General features: G+C 65.4%; 5 protein-coding genes and 2 tRNA genes (1 of these 7 only partly in view). 2 read left to right on the plus strand and 5 right to left on the minus strand.

Annotation, left to right across the window (positions count from 1 at the left end; translation table 11 throughout):
• The 3 genes from AC6I0Y_RS11105 to AC6I0Y_RS11115 form a co-directional block, all read right to left on the minus strand.
• Window positions 1-15,280: the start of an InlB B-repeat-containing protein gene (locus AC6I0Y_RS11105; protein WP_497731956.1), read on the minus strand. It extends 21,323 nt beyond the left edge of the window; the window shows 15,280 of its 36,603 coding nt (coding positions 1-15,280); its start codon is at window positions 15,278-15,280; its stop codon lies off the left edge, out of view.
• A gap of 309 nt (window positions 15,281-15,589) precedes the next feature.
• Window positions 15,590-16,813, minus strand: a complete 1,224-nt coding sequence (locus AC6I0Y_RS11110; protein ID WP_160707680.1) for a peptidylprolyl isomerase — start codon at window positions 16,811-16,813, stop codon at window positions 15,590-15,592.
• 215 nt (window positions 16,814-17,028) lie between these two features.
• Window positions 17,029-18,723 (minus strand): ATP-binding protein, encoded by a 1,695-nt coding sequence (locus AC6I0Y_RS11115; protein WP_497731959.1) that lies wholly within the window; start codon window positions 18,721-18,723, stop codon window positions 17,029-17,031.
• A gap of 433 nt (window positions 18,724-19,156) precedes the next feature.
• Between AC6I0Y_RS11115 and AC6I0Y_RS11120 the strand changes: the two genes are divergently transcribed.
• Together AC6I0Y_RS11120 and AC6I0Y_RS11125 are read left to right on the plus strand one after the other, a co-directional pair.
• Window positions 19,157-19,248: transfer RNA gene (locus AC6I0Y_RS11120), tRNA-Ser, on the plus strand.
• Between the two features lie 130 nt (window positions 19,249-19,378).
• A tRNA-Ser gene (locus AC6I0Y_RS11125) sits at window positions 19,379-19,471 on the plus strand.
• Window positions 19,472-19,828: 357 nt separating this feature from the next.
• Here AC6I0Y_RS11125 and AC6I0Y_RS11130 read toward each other — a convergent pair.
• Complete coding sequence (locus AC6I0Y_RS11130) at window positions 19,829-21,094, minus strand: peptidylprolyl isomerase (RefSeq protein ID WP_497731960.1); 1,266 nt, start codon at window positions 21,092-21,094, stop codon at window positions 19,829-19,831.
• A 432-nt stretch (window positions 21,095-21,526) separates the two neighbouring features.
• Window positions 21,527-23,341, minus strand: a complete 1,815-nt coding sequence (gene typA, locus AC6I0Y_RS11135) for a translational GTPase TypA (protein WP_160707678.1) — start codon at window positions 23,339-23,341, stop codon at window positions 21,527-21,529.
• Window positions 23,342-23,498 lie beyond the last annotated feature (157 nt).

Below are 23,498 nucleotides of genomic sequence, written 5' to 3' on the forward strand. Positions count from 1 at the left end.
GCGCCTTGGCGTCGGCGGCGGTGAGCGTCAGGTCCTCGGTGACCTTGGCGTCGGTGTAGGTGGGCTCCCCGCCCTCGGACTCGGGCTCGCCGTAGGTGCGCAGGTACCAGCCGGCGAACTCATAGCCCGGCTTGACCGTGGCGGTGGCGCCCGTGACCTTGGCGGTGCTGAGCTTCTGGTCGACGTTGCTGGCCGCAGACACGGTGCCGCCCTCGGTGGCGGTATAGCTCACGGTATAGGTGAGCGCCGCGTCCGGCGTGAACTTGGCGGTGAAGGCGGTATCCGCGTAGAGGGTCTCGGCCGGCGTCTCGCCTTCCGCCTCGGTGGTGGTCGTGTTGAGCGCGGCGATGACCGCGGCGGCCGTGAGCTCGGCGTCGCTGCTGATGCGCTTCTCCGTGGCGGTGCCGTCGGCGGCCTTCTGGGTGACGTACCAGCCCTCGAAGGCATAGCCGGCCTTGCTGCGCGCCTGGACGCCGGTGACGCCCGCGGTGATGAGGGCCACGATGTCGGTGTTGGAGGCGCTCGCGCCCCACTCGCCGAAGCCCACTTCCTCGCCGTCCTCGACGGTGCCGAGGGTGCGCACCTCGCCGTTGCCGTCGGTGCCGTAGGTGACCGCGAAGCGCGCCTCGGTCTTGGGGCTGAACTTGGCCACGAAGGTCACGTCACCCGTGAGCTTGCAGCCCTCGCCCTCGGTGGTGAACAGGCCGGCCACGTCCTCGCGCGAGAGCACGGCAGCCTGGGTGACGGCCGTGTCGGTCACGCCGTCGTCGCCGGTGGTGCGCAGGAACCAGCCGTCGCACTGATAGCCCTCGGATGCCTGGGCCTCGGCGCCGGTGATGGTCGAGCCGTCGGCGGGAACCTTGCGGTTGTCCGCGCTCGTGCCCCACGCGCCGGGCTTCACCTCGTCGCCCGCGCCCGGCTTGTAGCCGGCGGTGCGCACCTGGCCCTCGCCGCTGGCGAGGTAGCTCACGGTGAACTTGCGCTGCGACTCGTCGACGAACTTCGCGACGAAGGCGGCGTCGGTGTAGAGGCCGTCATCGCCCTTGAACTGGGCGTCAAGCACCTCGCGCACGTCATCGACGGTCAGCTGGAGCTCCTCGGTGACGAGGGTGTCCACCTCCGCGCCGCCCGCATCGCGCGTGCGCAGGTACCAGCCGTCGAAGATGAAGCCCGCAGCCGGGGCGGCGGTCGAGCCAGTCACCTGGGCGGTGCTGAGCGCCTGCATGGCAAGGTCGCCCTCGTTGGAGACGGTGCCCTTGTCCTTGTCGGAGGACGCGTAGGTCACGGAGTACTTCCGCTTGTCATCGGCCTTGAACTTGGCGACGAAGGTGGTGTCGTCGTAGATGGTGGCCGGCCCCGTGCTCGGCGGCTCGGCCTCGCCGGAGCCGTCGGCGTCGCCCGCGTCACCCGCGTCGCCAGAGCCGTCGCCAGAGCCGTCGCCGCCCTCGGCGTCGGCGCCGGGGCCGGGCTGCTCGGGCTTCTCGGTGTCCACCGCGGCCTTGGTGTTGAGGTTGGCCGCGATGAGCGAGGGGGTGAGCGCCGCCACGGCGCCCTCGATCTTGGTATCGGTGAAGGTACCGTCCTCGTTCTTGACGCGCTTGTACCAGCCCTCGAAGACGTAGCCGGGCTTGGCCTCGGCCGTCGAGCCCGCGATGTCGCCCTCGGCGTAGGCCGAGTTGGCCGGCAGCTTGCCGGCGAAGGACGGGTCGGTGCCCGGATCGACGTCCGGATCGACCTCGCCGCCCGTGTCGGCCACGTAAGATACCTGGTAGGTGGGCACGGTGGAGGAAATGTCCTCCACGTCGCCGCCGCCGCTCACGCCGCCGCCGGCCGAGCCGATGGAGCTCAGCACGTCGGAAAGCGTGCTGTCGCGGCTATCCAGGTTCAGGCTGGGCGGGATGTTGGACGGGTAGCGCAGGTTGATCATCTTGCCCTTGTCGGGGCCCTCTGCCGTCACGCGGCGCACGGCATCGGTGCCGGCAGCCAGCTTGGGCGTGTCGGTCAGCTCGAACACCTGGCGGCCGCTGCCGTTCTTGTCGAGCAGGCTCACCGTCACCGTGAGGTCGGTGGTGTGGTACGTGGGATTGGTGATGCCGCCGATGGTCAGCTGCGCCGTGTCGCCGTCCGCGCGCGGGCGGGAGTGCAGCAGCGTAGCCGGATCCTGGCCCGTGTACTTGAGGGTGATGGCGGGATCGTTGTAGTGATCCACGCTGTTACGCGGACGATCGGCCCGGTGGTTGTAGAAGCGCACGTAGTTGTACACGCGCGAGCCGTACTGGCTGTGCACGCCGTCGGTGAGGTAGGTGCCGCGCTGATGCGCGGTGGTGTAGGAGCTGATCAGCCTCAGGCCCGTGTCGTTGGAGTAGCCCCACACGTCATGGTTGTTGTCACCGCCGCCGGGCACGATGTACTGCAGGTAGCCGTGCATGGGCGCGCTGGCCGCGTAGAAGTCGGCGCGCAGGGCGGCGTCGCGATAGGACGGCAAGTCGTTGGCGCTGCCGTAGGCCGCCGTGTTCTCGGACTCATGGTAGGCGTCGGTGCCCAGCTCTCCCGTCAGCTGGGTGATGATGCGGATGGCCACGTACTCGCCGGGCTCTACCTGGCGATCCTCCTGCGGGGTCATCACGTCCTCGTACACCGGCTCGCCCTGCTCGTTGACCTTGTCCGAGCCGTCGGGGTTCTTGGCCTTTTGCTCCACCCACTTGTCGGCGCCCAGCTTGATCATGAGCACGCGGTTCTGGTCGTACTGCTCCACGCCGCCCACGACGGAAAGGTCGGTCTGGGCCGGCGCGTCGCGCAGGGCCGCCAGGGCGTCGTCGCCTATCTCGGCGGTGACGGGCAATCCCGTGGGGTTGTCCTCGGTCCAGGTGCCGTCGGCCTGCTTGACCTTCTGCACCTCCCAGCCCACGATGCGCTGGCCCTTCTCCACCTGGAAGCGGGCGTCCACCGATTCCAGCGGCACGTCGTACTTGCCGCCGGGGGCGTCGGCCGCCTTGTTGCCCACGCGCACCACGTATTCCACGTAGTCGCCGGCATAGAGGGCACCGTCGGGGATGTTGGCGTCCTTGGCCTGGGACTCCGGGCTGTAGGACACGGGCGAGGCCACGTCATTGTTGGAGTTGTCGTAGCCGAAGATGGTGGTGTCCACGCCGTTGAGGGTCACCTGCTTGCCGCGCACGCTGGAGGTCTCCATCTGCGCCAGGCGGTGGAACAGCACGTTGTCGGCGTAGGGGTCGTGGTTGAGCGGCCCCACTTGGCTCACATAGTTGGGATCGTTGACAGAGCAGTGGTTGGGATCGCGCGTGCGCACGCTCGTCACGGCGAGCGTCTCGCGGCAGTTGATGTCCGGGTAGGCCATGCCCTGCTTGTTGCCGGCCGGCGTGGCGTACTCGTTCCAGTTGCCCTTCGTCAGGTCGGTGTAGGTGGTCTCCTGCGCGCTCAGGAAGTCGTCGAGCGTGCGGTCGACGTACACGCCGTCGTAGGCGAAGGCGTAGTTGTAGCGCCCGCCCTTGGCGTTGTCCGGGTCGCCCGAGAGGTACTGGCTCGCGTCGAGCATCGTGTCTTCCTGCTTGCGATGCGCCGTGGGCGAGTTGTAGCTGATGGTCAGGTCGCTGATGCGGCTGTTCACGTAGGTGCGGTTGACCGTGGTCAGGTCGGGCGCGTAGCCGGGGATGAGGTTGGTGGCCGACACGGCGGTGTAGGTGACCGGCTGGATGCCGTTGGCACCGCCGCTCGTCTTCCACAGGTTGAACTGCTCGCGCAGGTACTTCTCCAGGTCAACCTCGTAGCAGTCGGCGTAGGGGCCGCTGGCGAGCGGCGCGGCGGACACGATGCCCATGCCCGCGAGCGTCGGCCAGTCGACGGATACGGTGCGCCCGTTGTAGACGAACGAGAAGTTCTCCACCGCCAGCCACGCGGGCTGGCCCTCCGCCGTCTTGGGGCAGTCCGGGTCGGTGGGCACGAGCTGCTTGGGCACGTAGACCTTCTGCATGCGGAAGTCGCCGGAGGTGGTGGCCTTGAGCGTCACCTGGTTGATGTGGGACGCGCGGCCGAAGTTATCCGGGTCGGGGTTCTGCGCGAGCGAGAAGCGGTCGCGGATGTTCCAGAAGCGCGCCTCGAAGGTGCCGTGGGCCGGTGCCAGGTTGTCGGCGGCGGAGAAGTGCGACATGCGGCCCGCGCCGGTGATGTCATGCGTCGTGCCGTCGGCGCGCTGCATGCTGTAGTGGTAGCCGAAGGGAATGAGGTAGCCCAGCAAGAAGGCGTTGTCGGTGTTGACGAAGTCGTCGCCGCTGCCGGAGGTGCCCAGGCCGTCGGTGCCGTGCCAGTACTCCTGCTTGCCCTCGCCCAGGCCGTCGCCGTAGCGGCGCGTGAACGTCTGAGACGTGTTGTTCACGTCGGAGTTCACCGTGGGGGTCTGGTTGACGTAGGCGTAGGGACGGCCGTAGACGCGCACGTCGGGGTTGTCGCGGTCGGCGTCGTAGTCGGCGGCGTGCTTGCGGCCCACCTCCTGGGTATGATCGCCCGCGCCGCCGAACTCGTTGAGCACGATGTCGTAGCTGTCGACGAACTCCTCCGCGCCGAGGCTCAGGCGGTAGGCCGAGCCGTTGTCGATGGCCGCCTTGAAGTCGGTCGGCGACTCGGGAACGTCCTCCTTGAGCCCCTTCGGGCGGTTGAAGTAGATGTAGACGCCCTTGCCGGCGGCCTCCGCGGCATCCACGCCCAGGTCGGCGCGGCTCACCGTGACCGAGCGCGTGCCCGCGACGGTGCCGTCGGCGTTGTACTGCTCCAGGTGGAAGATGACCTCCTTCACGTGGGGCAGCACATGCTGGCTCGCGGCGTTGTCCTTGCCAAGGATCTGCATGCCGGTGGAGAGGAAGCCGTAGTAGTCCATCTCGGCATCCGGCTTGCACACGGGCATGACATCGCGCAGCACGGCCTCGTCGGTGAACGAGAGCTTGTTGCTCCACTGGTTGTACTGGGCCGACCCGTAGTGGCGCTGGAACGACACGGTGAAGTACTGGTCGCTCGCGAAGCGGATGGCGGTGCTGCCCTCCAGGCCGTTGATGCCGTCGCGGCCGTTGGTCAGGTTGCTCAGGCGGCCCTTGCGCGTGTAGGCGCCGGCCTCCACCACCGCCGCGCGGGCGCGCGTCCACAGGTGGCGCATCTTGTAGGGGGTGTGCCCGTGATGGCCGCTTTGCACGTAGTCCTGGTAGGACCAGTTGGAGCGGTAGGCCTGGGCGGCGTTGCGGTCGCCCGAGTCGTAGCGCACCTGCGCCTTGTGGTAGGGACGGTCGCCGCTGTTGCCGTTGTCCGTCGTGCCCGGCGCGGCGGCGGTGGAGGCGGTGTCGCCCAGGCGCATCTTCACGTTGGTGGTGGAGTAGATCTCGTTGGTCACCTTGTAGAAGCGGCCCGACACCTCGAAGGCGTCGTAGTTCGGGTCGTTCCAGCGGAACCACGTGCCGAAGTCCACCTGCTTGGCGTGGGCCTCGGTGGCGTCGGTGTACTGGTCCTGGTTGATGGACACGTTGTAGACGATCTTGACCACGCGGTCGCCCGCGGCCGGGTCCGAGCTGTTCCAGTACCCGGAGTAGGCGTCCTTGAAGTAGGCGGCCTCGTTGTTGCTGAAGTCCGCCACGTGCTTGCCGGAGGCGTCCTTGGCCAGCAGGTTCAGGCGGAGGTACTTCTGGCCGTCCACGCCCGTGCCGTTGCCGTTGTGGCGGTTGGCCATGATGGAGGCCTTGTCCGCGACGAAGCTCGAGCCGTCGGCGTAGTAGACGGTGATGGAGTTGAGGTAGGGCACCGCCGCGTCGCGCACGCGCACGTAGTAGGCGTCGAAGGCGTCAGACGGGATGGTCTGCTCGAAGTCGAGCACGGCTGCGCTGTTGTAGGTGCGCCCGTCGATGGGGCTCGCGTGGTTGCCCGCGCGCCCTTCGGAGCACCAGGTGAAGATGTTGTAGCCCGTGCGGTGCTCAGTGCACCACTGGTCGTAGTGGCAGGCGGCCTCCACGCCGTTCGTCCCCGTCAGCTGGCGGAAGTCCACCGTGTAGGAGCCGAGCGCCTTGTAGCCTACCTCCAGCTGCTGGTCGATCTCGGTGCCGCCCCAGCCCCAGTAGCTGTTCCAGTAGTCATGATCCTCGTCGAAGGCGTACGACCAGTTCTCGTAGGCCTTGCTCTCGTTCGCCATGTCGTTGTAGGCCACGCGCGTGTTGGCGTCGAAGAACATCTTCGACATGCGCACCTCGGTGCGGTCGTTGCGCTTCATCTGGTAGTAGTAGTTGTCGTCTACCTGCGCGTTCTCGCGGATGTTGTTGAGGAACACCGTGGTGTTGGCGCTCAGGCCCGTGATGGTGGTGCCCAGGTCCTTGTCGCTGAAGCCGTAGAAGTAGATGCGCTGCACCTCCGCGCCGCCGGCAGCCTGGTAGGTGCGGCGCTCCATGTCGCGCCAGTCGAGCAGCTTGACGTTGGTGAGCTCCTGGATGCCCAGGTCGATGAGATCCTTCTCCGTGAGCTCGAAGCTGCCGTCGGCCTGGATGGCGAAGGTGCGCGCGCCGCTCTTGAAGCCGGCGAGGTCGCCGGTGGTCGCGTCGATCTGCGGCTCGAGGGTGGCCTTGAGCGAGGCGGTGGCCTCGGACGAGAGCGCGCCGGTCAGCTGGATCTTGCCTGGCTTGCCCCACTGCTGCAGGTACTCGGCCGCGATGACCATCTTGGTGGTGTGGAAGCCGGTCCACGCCGTGGCGCTGCCGGTCACGCTGCCGCCCGGGGGCGTGACGATGCCGCTCTCGCGCGCCAGGCCCAGGGCCAGGTCCACATCGGCGTCGTCGATCATGTTGTAGGCGTGGCTGTTCTCGAACTGCGCCCACAGCACGAAGTCGCGGTCATAGGGAACGCTGACGCGGGTGATGTTGTTGTCACTCGTGGCCGTGGTGCCGTAGCTGCCCTCGCCCATGTCCACGTACTTGCCATGGGTGGTCACGTTGAGGTAGGGGCGGCCCGTGAGCAGGCTCGGGTCTCGGCGCGTGGAGCGGGCGACGTAGTTGCCGCCGGGGAAGCCGGTGCCCGTCTGCACGGCGGTCATGACGCCGTCCATATGCACGGTGGTGTCGTAGTTCGACCACCACGTGGTCTGGCCCTTGAAGTCGGCGGTCATCTGCTGCCCGAAGTACGCCGGGTCTATCACGTCGTAGTTGAGCGTTACCTTGCGCAGGTACTTGGACGCCTGCGCGGTGAAGTCGGCGCCCGCCGTCAGGCCGGCATCGGCGTCGGTGTGCACCACCATCTTGTAGCTGCCGTCGGGCTGCTTGTAGGCCTGCAGCTGATCCGGGGTCAGTGACACGCTGGGCGTGGTGGGAACCGCGCCCGTAGCGGAGTCGACGAAGTAGAAGTTGACGGACTTGAGCGTGGACTTGCCCAGGCGCGAGTTGCCCGTGCCGTCATCCAGCTCGTCCCAGTACTTGCCCGCGTCCACCACGCCGGCGCTCAGCGTCACCTCCTTGGTAAGGAAGCCGTACACTTCCGCCGGGTTGCTCACCGTGAGCTTGTTGCCCACCGACGTGAGGTCGTAGGTGATGACGTTGTAGTCCGAGCGCGAGTTGGTGTTGTTGTTCGCGGTGAAGTGATAGCCGGAGCCGTCCGCGTAGTGTACGACCTCCACCGGGTCACCCTGGGCGGCGGCCATGAGCGGGGCCGTCTGGCCAGGGGCGGTGTACGCGTCGCGGTAGGCGTAAGAGCTCGACGCCCAGTCGAACCACCCGATGTAGCTGCGCCACGACTCCGTGCGGCCAATGGAGTGGTTGCCGGCAGCGTCGTTGTAGCGGTCGTCGATGGGTCCGAACGCGCAGCTGCCCGTGGTGTAGCGGTACTGGTACATGGGATCAGCCGGAACCCAGTAGCCGTTGTGCTGGCTCGTTGCCGGCACCCAGTAGCGGTTGGCGTTGTTCACGGCCGCGCCGTGGGTCTCCATCATGCCGTAGATGCGCGCCACCAGGGTCTTGTCGTCCTTCACCCACTCGTTGAGCGTCTGGTAGTTCAGGCGCACCTTCTTGACGCCGATGTTAGTCACCGTGCCGTTGACGTTGGCCTTGAAGGGCAGCGTCAGCACGCCCGAGGCGTCGATGAAGGGAGCCAGGTCGTCCATGGTCAGGCTCAGGGCCTTGGCGCCGGTGTGATCGTACACGTCGATGCCGTGCAGCGTGCCCGAGGAGTGCACCCACGCGCCCTTGTCGTTCTTGCTGAAGCCGGCTATCACCAGCTCGCGGCCGACGAAGCCGCGGAACTCGCCGCGGTTGGCGTCGGTGTCGGCGGCCATCTCGTCAACGGCCAGGTCGAAGTACACCTCATCGCCCGAGCACTCCGTGTTGTTGGTGAGCGAGTACTGGAACCACGCCTTCTCGCGGGCGGGGTTCTCTCCCCAGCGGTAGGGCACGACATCGGCCGCCACGTTGATGCCCGCGCGGTCGCCGGCGCCATGGCGCACGCCGGAGTCGTGGGCGGTGCCGTCAAGCGACCAGCCGGCCGCCATGGTGATCTGCGGGTTGATGGTGTTGGCCGTCAGCTTGGCCGACGCGGTGGAGGACTTCTCCTTCGTGTCGTTGTCGGCCTGGTCGCCCAGGTGCAGGGTGCGGAACGTGCCCGACATGGTACGCGTGCCCATCTGCGTGGGCATGCCGTGGATGATGACGGCCGTGTCGTCGTAGCTGCCCGTGGGCGTGGCGGTCACGTTGGGGTCGTAGCGGTCGAAGTACACCTCCACGCGGGCGAAGTACTCGCCGTTCCACGCGGAGGAGGGCAGCACGATGCTGCCCACGGCGTCGGCGCCGTACTCGGTCGCCTGCGCGCTGCCGGCCGCCACCAGGTACTGCTGGAGGTCGGCGCCGCCGGCCGCACCCGCCCTCCAGGGGATCTCCACGTAGTTGTCAGCCTCGGCGTTCACCGAGTAGTACAGGCGCACCTTGCTGATCTGCCCCTTGGCCAGAAGGCCCTTGGTCAGCGTGACCGAGGAGGTGTCGTAGCCGCGCTTCTTCCCGTCGATCACCTGATAGGTCAGGTTGGACGTGCTGAACACGCCGGGGTCGACGTAAGAGTCGTTGGTGTTGCGCAGGCGGAAGTACCAGCCGGAGCGCTTGGAGTTGAGCGGGCCGGACTGGGTTCCCCCGGCGGCGCTGAACTTGGGGCTCTTCTTCACGTCGTAGGCATAGGCGTCCACCACCGGGCTGGCGTTGTACGGCGCCAGGATGGCCTCGCAGGGATAGCCGGCGATGTACGTGCCGTTCACATCCTTGCCGATGCTGCTGACGTTCATCGTCTCGTCGATCTGCTCATCGCCGTTGTCGTCGAGGTAGGTGTACCAGCTGCGCAGCTCGCCCTGGACCTTCAGCTGGCTGTCCAGCCAGGTGGTCGTGCCGTGAATCTTCACGCGCGGGCCATGGTCGTTGCCGCCGACGGCCGCCGATACGTTGGCGTTCATCTCGTCGAAGCGCACCTCGATGCGGCTGAAGTAGTTGTTGCCCCACTGGGCGGGCGTGAGCGTCACGCTGCCGTCGGCCGCCTTGAGCGGGGTGATCTGGTCGGTCGAGTCGTTCTTCTTCCAGGAGTAGGTGACCTCGTTGTTGTCGGCGTCGAGCGCCACCACGACAATCTCGTTGACCGTGTTGTTGGTGCAGTCGAACACCTCGCTGGAGATGAGCACCGAGTCGGTCTCGAAGCCGCGGCGCGTGCCGTCATGCATCTCGTAGGGCATGGCGGTCGTGCGGAAGCGGCCGGGCTCGAGCGCGGTCGGGCTGTAGTTGCCCCAGTGGAACGCGAACCCGGAGCGGTTGCGCAGCAGCGCCGAGGGACGCTCCCGGTTCCAGCTGCTCCATCCCAGGCCGTCCTCGTAGGCGTTGGCGTAGACGCGCGGCTGAGCCGGGTTGACGTTGAGCGTGCCGCTGCCCGTCGCCTTCACCGGCGTGCCGCCCAGCTGGTAGCTGGTGGTGAACGTGCCCGTCACCGTGTACTGACCGGTGTAGCTGGTGGTACCGCGCAGGATGACGGTGGGCGTGCCCGTGGCAGCCGGCGAGGCCGCGTTGGGGATGTCGCTGGCGAACTTGTCGAAGGTGATCTCCAGGCGCAGGAAGTAGTTGTTGTCCCGGCCCGAGCCCGCCCACACCGACTTGGGAATGACCACGCTGCCGTCAGCCTGGAGGTAGGCGCTCGCCAAGGTAGCGCGCGGGATGTCCTTGTAGGTGATGTTGCTCGCGGACGATCCGGAGCCGAAGTTGTAGTTGGGGTTCTGGTACCACACGCGGATGCTGGAGATGTTCGAGTTGCTCCACAGCGCAGGCGAAAGCTCGATGGCGCTCGTATCGAATCCGCGATACTCGTTGATGCGCAGGCTGCCATCATACAGGCCGGTGAAGCGGTGGTCGGCCACGCGCATGTTGGTAGTAGTGAACGTGCCCGGCTCGATCATGGACGAGGAGTTGTTGCCCAGGTGGAAGATGAAGCCGGAGCGCGACTCGTTGAGCGGCGCGTTCTCGGTGCCGTTCCACGCGCTGAAGTTGGGCACAGCCGCGCCGTCGGGCGTGTCGAAGCCCGCGCCGCCCACCCAGGGACGCACGCCGCTCTCGGGCAGCAGGCTCGCCTGGGAGGTGGCGCCGTAGTACTTGGCGGTGTCGTACTTCTGCGCGGGGACCACCCACTGCTTGCGGCCGTACTCGCCGTCGACGGTGTTGGTGTAGCGGCCGTCCGCGCCGTTGCTGATGGGCGAGCGCATGATGCCGTGGATGGTGATGTCCACGGGCAGGTTGGTGTTCTTCGGCAGCTCGTTGGCCATGAGGAAGCGCATCTTGCCGGTGAAGGCCATGGACGTGCTCGTGCTGCCCACGACGGAGTTGCGCGGCTTGGCGGCGATGCCCCTGGCCTCCAGCTGCGCGGCGATGCCGTCATTGCTGGTCGTGCCGCCCACGCGGTAGATGACGTAGGCGCTGTCGTTGGGGTCGGGGCCCACGTACTGCGGGCTTCCTGTCAAGGTCACCCACTGGCGCGGGGCGGTGGGGCCGCCCTTGTCAGGGCCGGTGCGCACCTCGAACTGGATAGCGCTCGCGGGGCTGCCCGCGCCGTCTATATAAAGGTAGTCGGACAGGTCGTAGGGGACGGTGTCTCCCGCCACCAGGTGATCCTTCTTCATGCGGAACTCGACGTTCACCAGCTCGTAGTTGTCGGGCATGGTGTCGTTGATCACCGCGCCAAAGGGCAGGGAGAGGTCGTTGGAGGAGACGGGCGTGTTGCCCGTGGTCTTGATGCCGGAGATGCGGTACTTGGTCAGATAGCCCAGGCGGTCGCGCGCGTCGCCCGTCCAGTTGTTCCCCAGGCGGTTGTAGGCCTCCTTCGTGTACTCGAAGCCGTTCTTCGCCTCCTTGAACGAGTCGGAGTTGTAGAGCGTCTTGGCCCAAGAGTAGTCATCTTCGCCGCGGCCGCCGAAGTAGACGGTGGTCGTGGTGTCGAGCGACACGTTCGGATACACCTTGTTGCCGTTCATCGTGAACGGCGTGAAGTTGTTGGTATAGGGCAGCGCCAAGAGCATGACCATGTGGTCGTCGTCCCCCTGCGGAATGAGGGTGCCGCCTTCGTTTTCCGTAATACGGACGGAGATGGAGTTGTTGAAACCACCCGTCACGTACGGGAGCTGCGTGACCAGCGGCTCTCCCGTGGTCGGGTCGGTCCGGCTGAGGAAGTCGTCGATGTTGGTGAACTTGTCGAGGTCAAGGCCGCCGTTTTCCACGCCGCTCCAGATGATGTCATCCACATTGGTGACGTCATAGATGAGCACGCCGCCCTCCATCGGCTTGCCGATGAGGTTGTCGTTGCCGTTGGGGCCCTTCAGGTTGGCCGAGGGGTTCTTGATCGCCGAGCCGTCTTCGGCCCAGAAGGCCATGACGTCCTCAAGGCGCATGCCGCCGCCACCCTGCTCGTTGGTGGGGTACTTGAACACGTTGCCGAAGTAGTCGATGAGGGTGTCCTTGTCCTCCGACGTGTTCACCGTCTCCACGCGGTACACCATGTAGTTGTACCGGTCCCACATGGCAGGGCTCCACATGTTGGTGACCGTGGTGTTCCACTGCAGGTTGGTCTTGATGAAGGTCATGGTGCGGTTGTGGATGTCGCCCGTCTCCATCTTGCCGGGATCGCGGTGGAAGTTACCCGTGTGCTTGGTGGTCATGTCGTTGTAGAGCGTCGCGTCGCCGCCTATGAGGACGGTGGCGCCCGTGTTCTCGGGGATGGTGCCGCGGAACTCCACCTGGAACTCGGGACGCTTGAAGTTGACGTCCATCTCGCCACGGGCGTTGAGGCCCTTGTAGGAGAACGTGAACGAGCCCACCAGGCCGTCCTTGTAGTGAATGTTGTAGGTGGATGCGGTGATGGAGCGGTTGCGGTCGTCCTTCACGTCCCACTGGGTGAAGAAGCTCGTATCGGGGATGAGGCGCAGGCTCATCTCGCGGCCGACGTTGTATTCGTAGTACTTCTTGATGGCCGCCTGGTAGTCGTCATAGGTGTAGGCCTGCCACACGGAGTACTTGTCGTCGAAGTACAGGTAGGGGATGTTCACCGTGAACTTCGTCTTGTTCTGCTGATCGCCCAGATAGCCGATGTTGAAGCTGAAGTCGGCCGTCAGGTTGATGCGGGTGATCTCCGATGACCCCTTGATGAGCCAGGTGTTCACCGTGCCCGGGAGCGCCTCGTTCTCGGTGAGGAGCGTGGAGTACGGATCCATGATGTTGTTCCAGTCCACCGCCGCACGCGAGCTGCCAGCGGCGCGGAGCGGAGAGCGCATGACGGTGAAGCTGCCGCCGACGGCCATCAGGTTGTCCACCGTAGGCGCCATCGGGACGGTCGGGCCGTCCTTGAGCTCGACCGACGGGCCGGTGGGCGGGGTGACGCCGTTCTCGTCGGGCTCGGCCGGGGCGGCGGGCTCGTCGGCGGCATCGGGGTCGGCGGCGGGCTCGTCATCGCCGGGAGCCGGCTGCTCGGGGGCCGCGCCGCGCTCGAAGGTGGCGGCGAGCTCGGTGATGTCGGTCAGGTAGACGGGCTTGCCGTCGTCCACCGAGCCGGCCTGCAGGCCGAAGGTGGCAATGACGGGCTGGTAGCCGGGCGTGGCGTCGGGCGCGGCGCCCTCGGGCAGCGGCGCGTCGACGAGCGCCGACTCGGCGAAGGGCGCGGCCACCAGCAGCCGGCGCTGCTTCTCGGGCTCCACGCGCCCGGCGGCCTTGTCGCGCAGCACGCGGATGGTGCCGTCGGCAGCCAGCTCGTAGGGGATGGGCTCCAGGCCGAGCGCCTCGATGGTGGCGGGGTCGGCCGCGTCGATGGTGGCGATCTGGCGATCGGTCAGGTCGGTGACGTCCAGGATGACGGCGCCGCCCTGGCCGGGCACGCCGCGGTAGGTGTTCTGGGCCAGGGTCTCGGCGCTCACGTCGACGGCTGCGCCGGCGGCCAGCTGGTCGACGTAGCCAGCAGCGCGGGCGGCCTCGTCGTCCCCATCCTTCGCCACGCGGAAGCGCGCGAGCGATGCGGTGGAGATGCCGCCTTCGCCCTGCCAGTCGGCGCGCCACTGCGCAGTGAGCGCCAGGGAGCTCGCGGCCACCACGTCACGCGGCATGGCGAAGGTGGCCAGCGCGTGCCACCAGCCGGTGCCCGCACCGTCGGCTTGCGGCATCGTGGGGGTGCCCAGGCTGGAGACGGACAGCTCGGCCTTGGCCTTGGAGTCGGCGTTGGTGAGCGCGATGGCGCCCGACGCCTTGCGCAGGGCCTTGCCGACGGTCACCGTGGGCTGAGCCTCGGGAGACTCGGGGTCGATGGCCGCGGCGGCCTCCTGCTCCTCGGTGAGGGGCGCGGTGTAGCTCTGCAGCTCGAAGCCGTAGGAGACGTTGACGGACTCGTCCTCGGGCACAGCTCCGGTAAAGCCCAGCTCGAAGGAGGGGCTGGCCGCGGCCACGTCGGCGGCGGAGAGCTGGCCGGGGCGCTCAGGGTCGGTGCCCTCCCAGCGCAGGATCACGCGGCCGGACACGCCGGCGCGCAGGTCGGCGTCGGTGAGCGCGACGTAGGCGCCGTCGTGCTCCTGCCACAGCGACCAGCCGGCCGGCACGCCGTCGGCGAACAGGGCCACGCGCGGGGCGCGGGCCGTGTCGTCGGGATTGGCGGCGCGGGCGGCGGCTGCGGAGGCCACGGCCTGGTAGTCGGCGGGCGCGTCGGCCTTGGAGGCCTCGGACCACAGCGCGGTGCGCAGGCGCCACTCCTCCTGCGAGAGCGTGGCGGAGAGCGCGTCATCGGACACGCGGTACAGGTAGGGCAGCTCGATGGTGGCCGTCAGCACGTCGCCGTCGGCCGAGCCGGCCACGTAGCCGCCCTCAAGCAGCTGGCCCAGGTTGCCCAGGTCAAGACGGGCCTTCGCGCGGTTGGACTTGGCGTAGAACGTGGTGCCCTCCATGAGCGGCGCGCCCCACACGTCGATGAACGGGTTGATGCGGTTCGCCACGGCGGCCGCGTCCTCGGTGTCGTCGGTGAGGCGGGGAAGCACGTCGGCCGCATCCGTCAGGGACGTCGGCTTGAGCGAGGCCAGCACGTCGGCGTCCAGCGGCTCGTCGGCCACCTGCTGCAGCAGGGCCGCCTTCGCGGCAGCGGGATCCTGAGGCTCGGCGGCGGGCTGGTCGGCAGCGGCGTCGTCCTCGGCAGAGGGCGCTTCGGCGTCGGCGGCGGCGCCGGTGGCGTCCTCGGCAGGGGTCGCGGCATCGTTCGCGGCGTCTGCGGCAGCGGGATCGTCGGCATCCGCGGCGGCAGGGTCGTTCGCATCGGCGGCGGTCGGGTCGTTTTCGCCCTTCGTGGCGTCGTTCGCCTGCTCGGTGGCGGCGGTGGCGTCGTCGTTGGACACGTCGAACATCAGGGGACGCAGGCCCGTCACGTCGAACAGCGTGACGGCCAGGAGCACGGCCATCACCGCGGAGACCGCGCGCACCCAGGGACGCGTCCGGAACGAGTTAACCACCTGGTCAGCGGCGGTCTTCGCATCCCCGCTATATACGCGCGCGTGCGTCTCGTCGTGCCCTGGAGCGCGCTCAGCCCGCTCCAGGGCACGACGAGACGCACGGGAGCCCGTGGATCGCGCTGCTACGTACGCCTCGTATGCCTCCTCGCGGGTAGCGTCGTCGCGAGGAGGCTCGACCGGATCTGAGCGCAGCTCCTCGTCCATGCGCGCCTGCATGCGCGACGGGTCTGCCTCACGGCGGTCGGGAAAGCCTGATCTGCTGTTCATTGAACTCACCATTCTCACTCCAATGGAGCATCGCTGGACAGCGCAAAACGCCGCCCTCAGCTGATAGTTGTCCTTCTCAGAGCCGGCCTTGCCCCGCCGGCCCCTCCAAGAGCACGAAGCCCTCTGCCCAGAGCCTCGCCAATGCGCTTCTAGAAGGCACACTTCCCTCTGCCTTCAACCCCCAATTGTAAATATGGCGTTACATTTTTGCAATGAAATAGCTACATTGGGACCCCCCCCCCGCACAAAAAAAGGGCGTGCCCCCCGTTAGGGGACACGCCCTTCGTGCGCGTGATAGCTGAGAGCTTGCTAGTTGCTCGTGGTGCCGCTTCCGCTCGCGGAGCCTCCAGAGGCGGGAGCGCCCGCGTCAGCGCCCTGCGCGTCGGCGCCCTGCGCGGAACCGGCGTCGGCGCTGCCCTGGTCGGCCGCACCCTCGGTCGCACCCGGGTCCTCAGCGGTCACGTCAGGCGTGGCAGCCTGGTAGGCCGAGAGGTCGATGGCATAGGGGAGCTTCTCCGGCATGGGGTTGATCACCAGGTCGGCCGCGTCGCGGTAGTCGCTGTACCAGGAGTAGAACGAGGTCGTGCCCGAGCTGGCCGTCATGTTGGTGCGGACGGTCTCGACAATCTCCTCCGGCACCTGGCCGAGCTCGGTGATGCCGCCCTCCGGCACGTTGTACACGTCGGTGCACTTGATGATGTGGATACCGTAGTCGCTCTCGACCAGGTCGCTCACCTGATCCTTCTCCAGGCCCTCGAGGGCGTTCTGGTAGCCGGTCACGAAAGACGCGGTGGCATCCCAACCCACGTCACCGCCCTGGGCGGCGCTGCCGGTGTCGGCGGAGTACTGCTCGGCCGCCGCGGCGAAGTCCAGCTCACCGGAGTTGATGCGCTCGAGCACCTGCTCGGCCGTGTCGCGATCCTCGCTGTTGAAGAGGATGTGGCTCGAGCGCTTGGTGCCGTCAAGCAGCGACGCGCTGTCCTGCAGGTAGGCGAGCAGCTCCTCGTCGGACGAGCCGGTGCCTTCCTCGCTGGTGAGGGCCTCCTGGATCTTCTGCTGCAGAAGGTTGGTGCGGATGACCTCGTCGATGTACTCTTCCTCGGTCATGCCGCTCTGCTCGAGGGCTTCCTTCCACTTGTCCTCGCTCTCGAACATGGCCTTGGCCTGGGAGAGCTGGTCGTCGATCTCGGACTGCTCGATCTTGATGCCCTTCTCCTCGGCCGCCTGGTCGAGCAGGAGCTTGTCGGCGTAGAAGTTGATGACCTCCTCGCGGACGGACTCGGGCGTGTAGCCGTTGGAGACCATCCACTGGCCCCAGGCATCGTCGTCGGTGAGGTCGGCGGACTCGCGGAACTCGGCGACGTACTCCGTGATGGCCTTCTCGCCGATGGGCTTGCCGTTCAGGGTGGCGGCAGTGCCCTGGGAGGTATCGGAGATACCGTTGCCGCCGGCTGCGCAGCCGGCCATGGTGGCAACGAGCGCCGCGCTCACCGCCACGGCGCCGAAGCGTTTGAGATTCGAAAGTGTAAGCATCGTGTGGGTAGCCTTCCTGTTACGTTACGAAAACTGCCCCATTTTAGTCACTCGAACCTGAAAATAGGCTGAAAGAACCCCGAAACCGCCCCCGAAGCGCCAACTCTCCACATGATGAGACGACAAAAACGCGGCCTTTCACCGTCCCCTTCCTCCCCTCAGGTGCCCTTCGCTTCACTTCATCACTTGAGTCTCACTGAAATTCAAGTGATATTTCAGTGAGACTTTCGGTACTTTCTGTTCTTACTTGTTTGAACTGCCGTGGGGACAAGTCGGCCTTCCGTCACCAAACGCCTCACCTGGTAGCGCGTCTTCTCTATATCTTGCCCAACCCCCGCTGCAATATCACGCATTCCCAGCGTCTCATCCGAGCCAAACAGAGACAGGATAGCGTCACGAAACTCCTCGCCAGTTATAAAGGGGCTTTCTCCTGACAGCCTGAACTCATCTGGCCCAACCTTTGCTACAACGCCTTCGTGGGCAAGCTTGCGGAAAACCTCCCTTATTTCATCTGAGTCAAACCTCAAAGCCAACCTGACTTCCTTCACCGAGGCCTTCTTGTATCTCCTCATATAAAGAAGAACCGCTTCCTCATGATGGGAGAGCGTCTCATCTGTCAGACCCTTCATCCACTGTCGGCTCTCGGCTATTTCTGTGCCATAACGACCGAGGATCACCTTAAAGCGGTCGAAACTTACCTCAAAACGCGGTCTCTCCAAAGCACGCGACTCCATCTCGTGAATCATGTAAGGAACGCCTGAGCCATTTCCCTCCGCAGGCGACCCCTTGTCATCGGCGAGAGGGACCAGCGTCATGAGCTTCATGAGAGCCTCGTTACGACAGCGGGAAGACCCATCCGCAAGGTTGGAAAGCGTCTTTCCTCCCCAAAGACCTCCCGGATTGGATATCTCCACACGATCCGAGAAAACATCTACTGAAACCGATTCTCCTTGGAACCGCGCACTGTACTCACGATGAACCACCGCGTTTGCTATTGCCTCTCGAAGAACCTCTTCTGGTATCTCCAATTCTTCCCGTCTACCAGTTCCCCTAACGACGGCAAACGTTCTCAAATTTTTCGCTGTTGCGTGTACGGCATCATCCACCACCTCTGCCAAAGGGCCTTCGCAGATGACCCTGTCGAGAAAACGGGGTGAATCGGGAGTAGACTTCTCGACTCCTGGATGAACTGCTACGTCGACAATGAACTTCGGATAGTACTGCTGAGGATAAGAACCAGCCACGAGCAAGCCTGCCAAGCAAAGGCCCCCTCCCACACCAGTAATATTGAGGCGCTCAAGCTGTCCCATGCGGTCATTCACTCCACGAAGAGCCTTTGCATTCCGACTCTTCGCACGTTCAATAAGGTCATCGATGAGACTTTGGTCGAGGTCCTTCTGTGTGGCGCCGTCTACCAAGGACCGATCAGCAGGTGAGGGAATAAGGGCGTTCTGCATCTCGTAAAGCTCTGTCGGGGAAAGCTTTATGTCTTTGTCATCGACGCGCTTGTAGCTTCCGTTGTTTACGCCGCGGGCCGTGATGTAGCACGGCTTGAGAGACACCTCCACTTCCTTGAGCTCAACGACCAGAAGGGGAAATCCCTCCAGATCGTGTCTCTCTATTTCGTATTGAGGGGGATTGGTGAGCTTTCCAGGCTGACCGCCATCTCCAATGCCTGACACGAATTGATCGATGATCTTATTGACATCAAAATCTTTCACTGGTTGAAAATCATTTTTCTCAGCCAGCCCCAGAATCAGGGCTCCGCCGTGTGTGTTACCGAAAGCGCTCACGCTTTCCCAAACGTCGCTAGAAAGATCGACGGCACATCGCTTTACTTCGACCTCAGCATCGTCGCTGCCCTGTCGGCGAAGACGCTCTACCGTCTCGCGAAGATCCTCTGGCGTCATTTCCTCTCCTGCCTCCCGACGATGGGGCTCATTCTACGACATGGCATCACTCTCACTTGATCACTTCACTTTATCACTTGAATTTCAGTGAAGTATCACTTGGATTTCAGTGATACTCAAGTGATCGGGAAGGATCACGGAAAACGAGAAGGCCTGGTGCTTCTGTACTAGGAAAAGGAGGAAATGCGTCGATGCGCGGCAGGCGTCACGCTGCGGTCCTCGGGCCACCCGGCGGCGGAACACGGAGGCGCGAGAACGCAGCGCAACCTCGATATATTACAGCTTGGCAACAAACCCTACAAGAGAGGCCGCGGCACTCACCGCCCCCCTTCCTTCTACTCAAAAGAAAAATCCTGCTTGTGAGCTCGCAAGGCGTCCGCTATACTACGTATTTGCTGCATCGGCGATTATCGCCGGTCGGCCTGTAAGCAGCGGAGAGGTGTCCGAGCTGGCCGAAGGAGCACGATTGGAAATCGTGTATGCGCCAAAAGCGTATCCGGGGTTCGAATCCCCGCCTCTCCGCCACTAAGAGTTAACAGCCCCCTTCCCCGTTTCACGTGAAACACTCAGGGAAGGAATGCGGCTCGGGAAGACGCAGCGCAAACCACCGCCCGCCTTCCGTCATAGGGAGCGTCCTCGGACGCCCGCCCCAAGCGGAGGGGTGGCAGAGTGGTTGAATGCGGCGGTCTCGAAAACCGTTTCACCGGTAACCCCGGTGACGAGGGTTCGAATCCCTCCTCCTCCGCCAGAAACAGCGAAGCGCCCCGCCATCCGCGGGGCGTTTTTTGTTGCGCGACGCAGTACGATGCCCGCGCGCATCGGATGATACGACGCAGCAGGACGCATCACGCGGCACTGCAGCGAGCTCCACCCTTTCGCAACGTGTCACGTTGTTGAAGCCTCCCCGCAGAACCGTGGCGCGCTCTGATTATTCGCGGCGTGGCGTGTTGCGCTGCCGAATGTTTCACGTGAAACATTCGTACGTCGAAAAACAGGAAGCCGATGGGCCCGGCGCTCGCTTGCGCCTTCCTTGGTCCTTCCTCTACGCAAGCAGGCCCCGCGTTCCCAGTGGAACGCGGGGCCTGCTCTTCCTGCGGCGTCTTGGTTATTGCTGAGCGCCCTGGGTGCCCTCGGCGGGCTGATCGGCGGCGCCTTCCTTCGCGGCATCGCCCTCGCCAGCGGCGGCGCCATCATCAGCGGCATCGCCTTCCGGCGCGGCATCGCCCTCGGTGGGCGCCTCGGGGGTCACGCCCTCGGTGCCGCCCTCGGTACCGGCCTCGGTGCCGGTACCCGTGTCGGGGTTATCCGCACCCTCGTCAGCCGTCTCGAACTGCGTCATGTCAACGTAGTAGGGCAGGCCCTCGGGCATCGGGTTCACTACCACATCGGCAGCCTCGCGCTGCTCGGTCAGCCAGGTGGTGTAGCCCTGCGAGCTCTGGCTCTGCGACAGCATGGTGCGGATGGAGGTGACGAACTCCTCCGGCAGCTGATCGGTGCTCGTCACCTCAGACGGCGCCGTGAACACGTCGGTGCACTTGATGATGTGGATGCCGAACTGGCTGGGCACCAGGCCACTCACGGCACCGTTGTCCAGATCGTTCAGCGCGGTCTGGTACTCGTCGACGAAGGTGGTCAGCTTGTCCCAGCCCACGTCTCCGCCATTAGCGGCCGAGCCGGTGTCCTTGGAGTACTGCTTGGCGGCCTCGGCGAAGTCGAGCTGCCCGGCGTTGATCTTCTCCAGCACCTCCTGGGCAGTGGCCTCGTCGCCCGAGTCGAACAGGATGTGGCTCGAGCGCTTGGCTCCGTTATAGGAGGAGGCGAACATCTGCGCGTAGGTCAGCATATCCTCGGCGGCAGGCTCGTCATCGGTGGCCACGGTCTCCATCAGGCGGTTGGAGAGCAGCGAGAGCTCGATGTTCTCGCGGTACTCTTCCTCGGTCAGGCCAGCCTGCTCAAGGGCGTCCTGCCACTGCTCGTCGCTCTCGTAGCGCGAGCGCATGCTGTCCACATAGCCGTCGATCTCGGCCGCATCCACCGTGATCTCCTGCTCCTTGGTGATCTGGCGAATGAGCTCCTCGTTCACCAGGCCGTCGATGACCTGCTCGCGCACGGTCTCGGGGGTGAAGCCGTTCTGGGCCATCCACTCGCCCCAAGCCTGCTCGTCGGTGAGTCCCATGCGCTCGCGAATGGCCTGCACTTCCAGCGTCACGTCGTCCTCGGGGATCTCGGTGCCGTTGACAGTGGCCGCCGTGCCACCGGTGAGCTTCACGCCGTTGACAGTGGTGCCGCCGGAGCAGCCGACGATGCCCCACGCACAGGCGAGGGCCAAGCTGGCAGCGCAGACGGATTTTGCGACAGATAGCTTCTTCATGATCGCCTTTCTCTATCATGGGCGCCGGGATTGATGCACGATTTTAGGCATCGGCCCCCATGGTCATTTCGCGTGTATTCTTGCACACGGCGTAGAGGGGCGCGCGGCGGTTCACGATATGACCACTTTCGTTTCACAGCCGGTAAACAGCGCAGTAGGAAGTTTCCCGCTCCAAGCAAGCGTGTTTCACGTGAAACACGCTCTCGGGAAAACGAGCCGAGGGCCGCCAGGTCTCCCCCGACGGCCCTCGGCTCGTGCTTCTTCGGCGCCCACGCCGGTGAGAACGGCGACGCTCAGCAAACGCGTGGCGCCTCCATGCTGAGCATGTCCCGAGCGCGACCCGCTCTCCCGTCCCGCTCGCGACTAGCACGCTGCGGGCGTGCCCAGCCGCCGCTCTCTGCGCGGACGACGCAGGCGCGGGCGCGCTCGGCGTTACGCGCGCTTGGCCGCCTTCTTGCGATCAGTGGCCGAGAGCAGGCGCTTGCGCAGGCGAATGGACTGCGGCGTCACCTCCACCAGTTCGTCGTCCTCGATGTACTCCAGGGCCTCCTCCAAGGTGAAGGTGATGGGCGGCGTGAGCTGGATGGCCTTGTCGGCGGTGCTCGAGCGCTGGTTGCCCAGGTTCTTCGTCTTCTCGACGTTCACCACCATGTCGCCTTCCTTAGCAGACTCGCCCACGATCATGCCCTCATAGCACTCATCGCCCGGCGACACGAACAGCCGCCCGCGCTCCTGCAGCGTGTCGAGCGCGTAGGCCACGGCCTTGCCGGTGGACATGGCAATCATGCCGCCGTTCTTGCGACCGGCCATCTCGCCGGAATAGGGACCGTACTCCTTGAAGTGATGAAACAGCACGGCCTCGCCGTGGCTGACGTTGAGCACGCGGGTCTTGAGGCCCATGGTGCCGCGCGAGGGGATGCGGAAGGTGAGGTGCGTCATGGTCTCATCCGACGCCATATCCTCCATGATGCCGCCGGCCGTACCCATGACCTCGATGACCTTGCCCGCGTACTCGCTGGGCACGTCCACCGTGGCCTCCTCGATGGGCTCGAGGCGGCTGCCGTCCTCGGCCTTCTTGTACACCACGCGCGGGCGGCCCACCTGGAACTCGAAGCCCTCGCGGCGCATCGTCTCCATGAGCACCGACAGGTGCAGCACGCCGCGGCCGGCCACCTCGATGCCGCTCTTGTCCTCAAGCTCGTTGATGCGCATGGAGATGTTGCTCTCCTTCTCGCGCAGCAGGCGCTCCTTCAGCTGGCGGCCGCCGACGATGTCGCCCTCGCGGCCGACGAGCGGGCTCGTGGAGGCCTCGAACACGATGGCCATGGTGGGCTCTTCCACCGCGATGGCCGGCAGCTCCACGGGGTTATCGGGGCAGGTGAGGATGTCGCCGATGTCCGCGTCCTCGATGCCGATGACGGCCACGATGTCGCCCGCGTGCGCCTCGGGCACCTCAACCTTGCCAAGGTTCTCGAAGGTGTACACCTTGCGAATCTGGGCAGTGCGCTCGGTGCCGTCGGCCTTCACCACGAGCACGGTCTCCTTCTCGTGGAGCGTGCCGCTGTGCAGGCGCCCCACGCCGATGCGCCCCTCGTAGCTGGAATGGTCAACCGTGCACACCTGCAGCGCCACAGCTCCGTCGGGGTCGACGTCCGGCGCGGGGATCTCCGCCAGGATGGTGTCGAGCAGCGGCACCATGTCCATGTTCCCGTCTTCCGGGTCCTTGCGCGCATAGCCGTTGACGGCCGAGGCGTACACGACGGGGAAGTCGAGCTGCTCATCGGTGGCGCCCAGCTCCACCATCAGGTCGAACACCTTATCCACTGCGCCTTCGGGGTTGGCGTTGGGGCGATCGATCTTGTTCACCACCACCACGATGCGCAGGCCGCGCTCCAGCGCGTGCGACAGCACGAAGCGCGTCTGAGGCTTCGGGCCCTCGTAGGCGTCCACGATGAGCAGCGCGCCGTCAGCCATGTTGAGCACGCGTTCGACCTCGCCGCCGAAGTCGGCGTGACCCGGGGTGTCGATGACGTTGATCTTCACGTCCTTGTAGGTGATGGAGATGTTCTTGGAGAGGATGGTGATGCCGCGCTCGCGCTCCTGGTCGTTGGAGTCGAGCACGCGCTCCTCTACCTGCTGGTTCTCGCGGAACACGTGGGAAGCCCACAGAAGGCGATCGACCAGGGTGGTCTTGCCGTGATCGACGTGGGCGATAATGGCGACGTTGCGGATGTTCTCTTGCTGCATAGGTTCGGGGTTCTCTTTTCTCTTGCGATGGGATGCCCTGTCGACACGCGCGAAAAGCGGCTGCGAACACGGCGTTCGTGGTGCGTGCGTATTATACGCGCGCCGAACGCCACCAACAGATGTTTCACGTGAAACACGCGGAACGCCTCCTCGGCGG

It is taken from the genome of Adlercreutzia sp. St.1H8, from assembly GCF_059728655.1.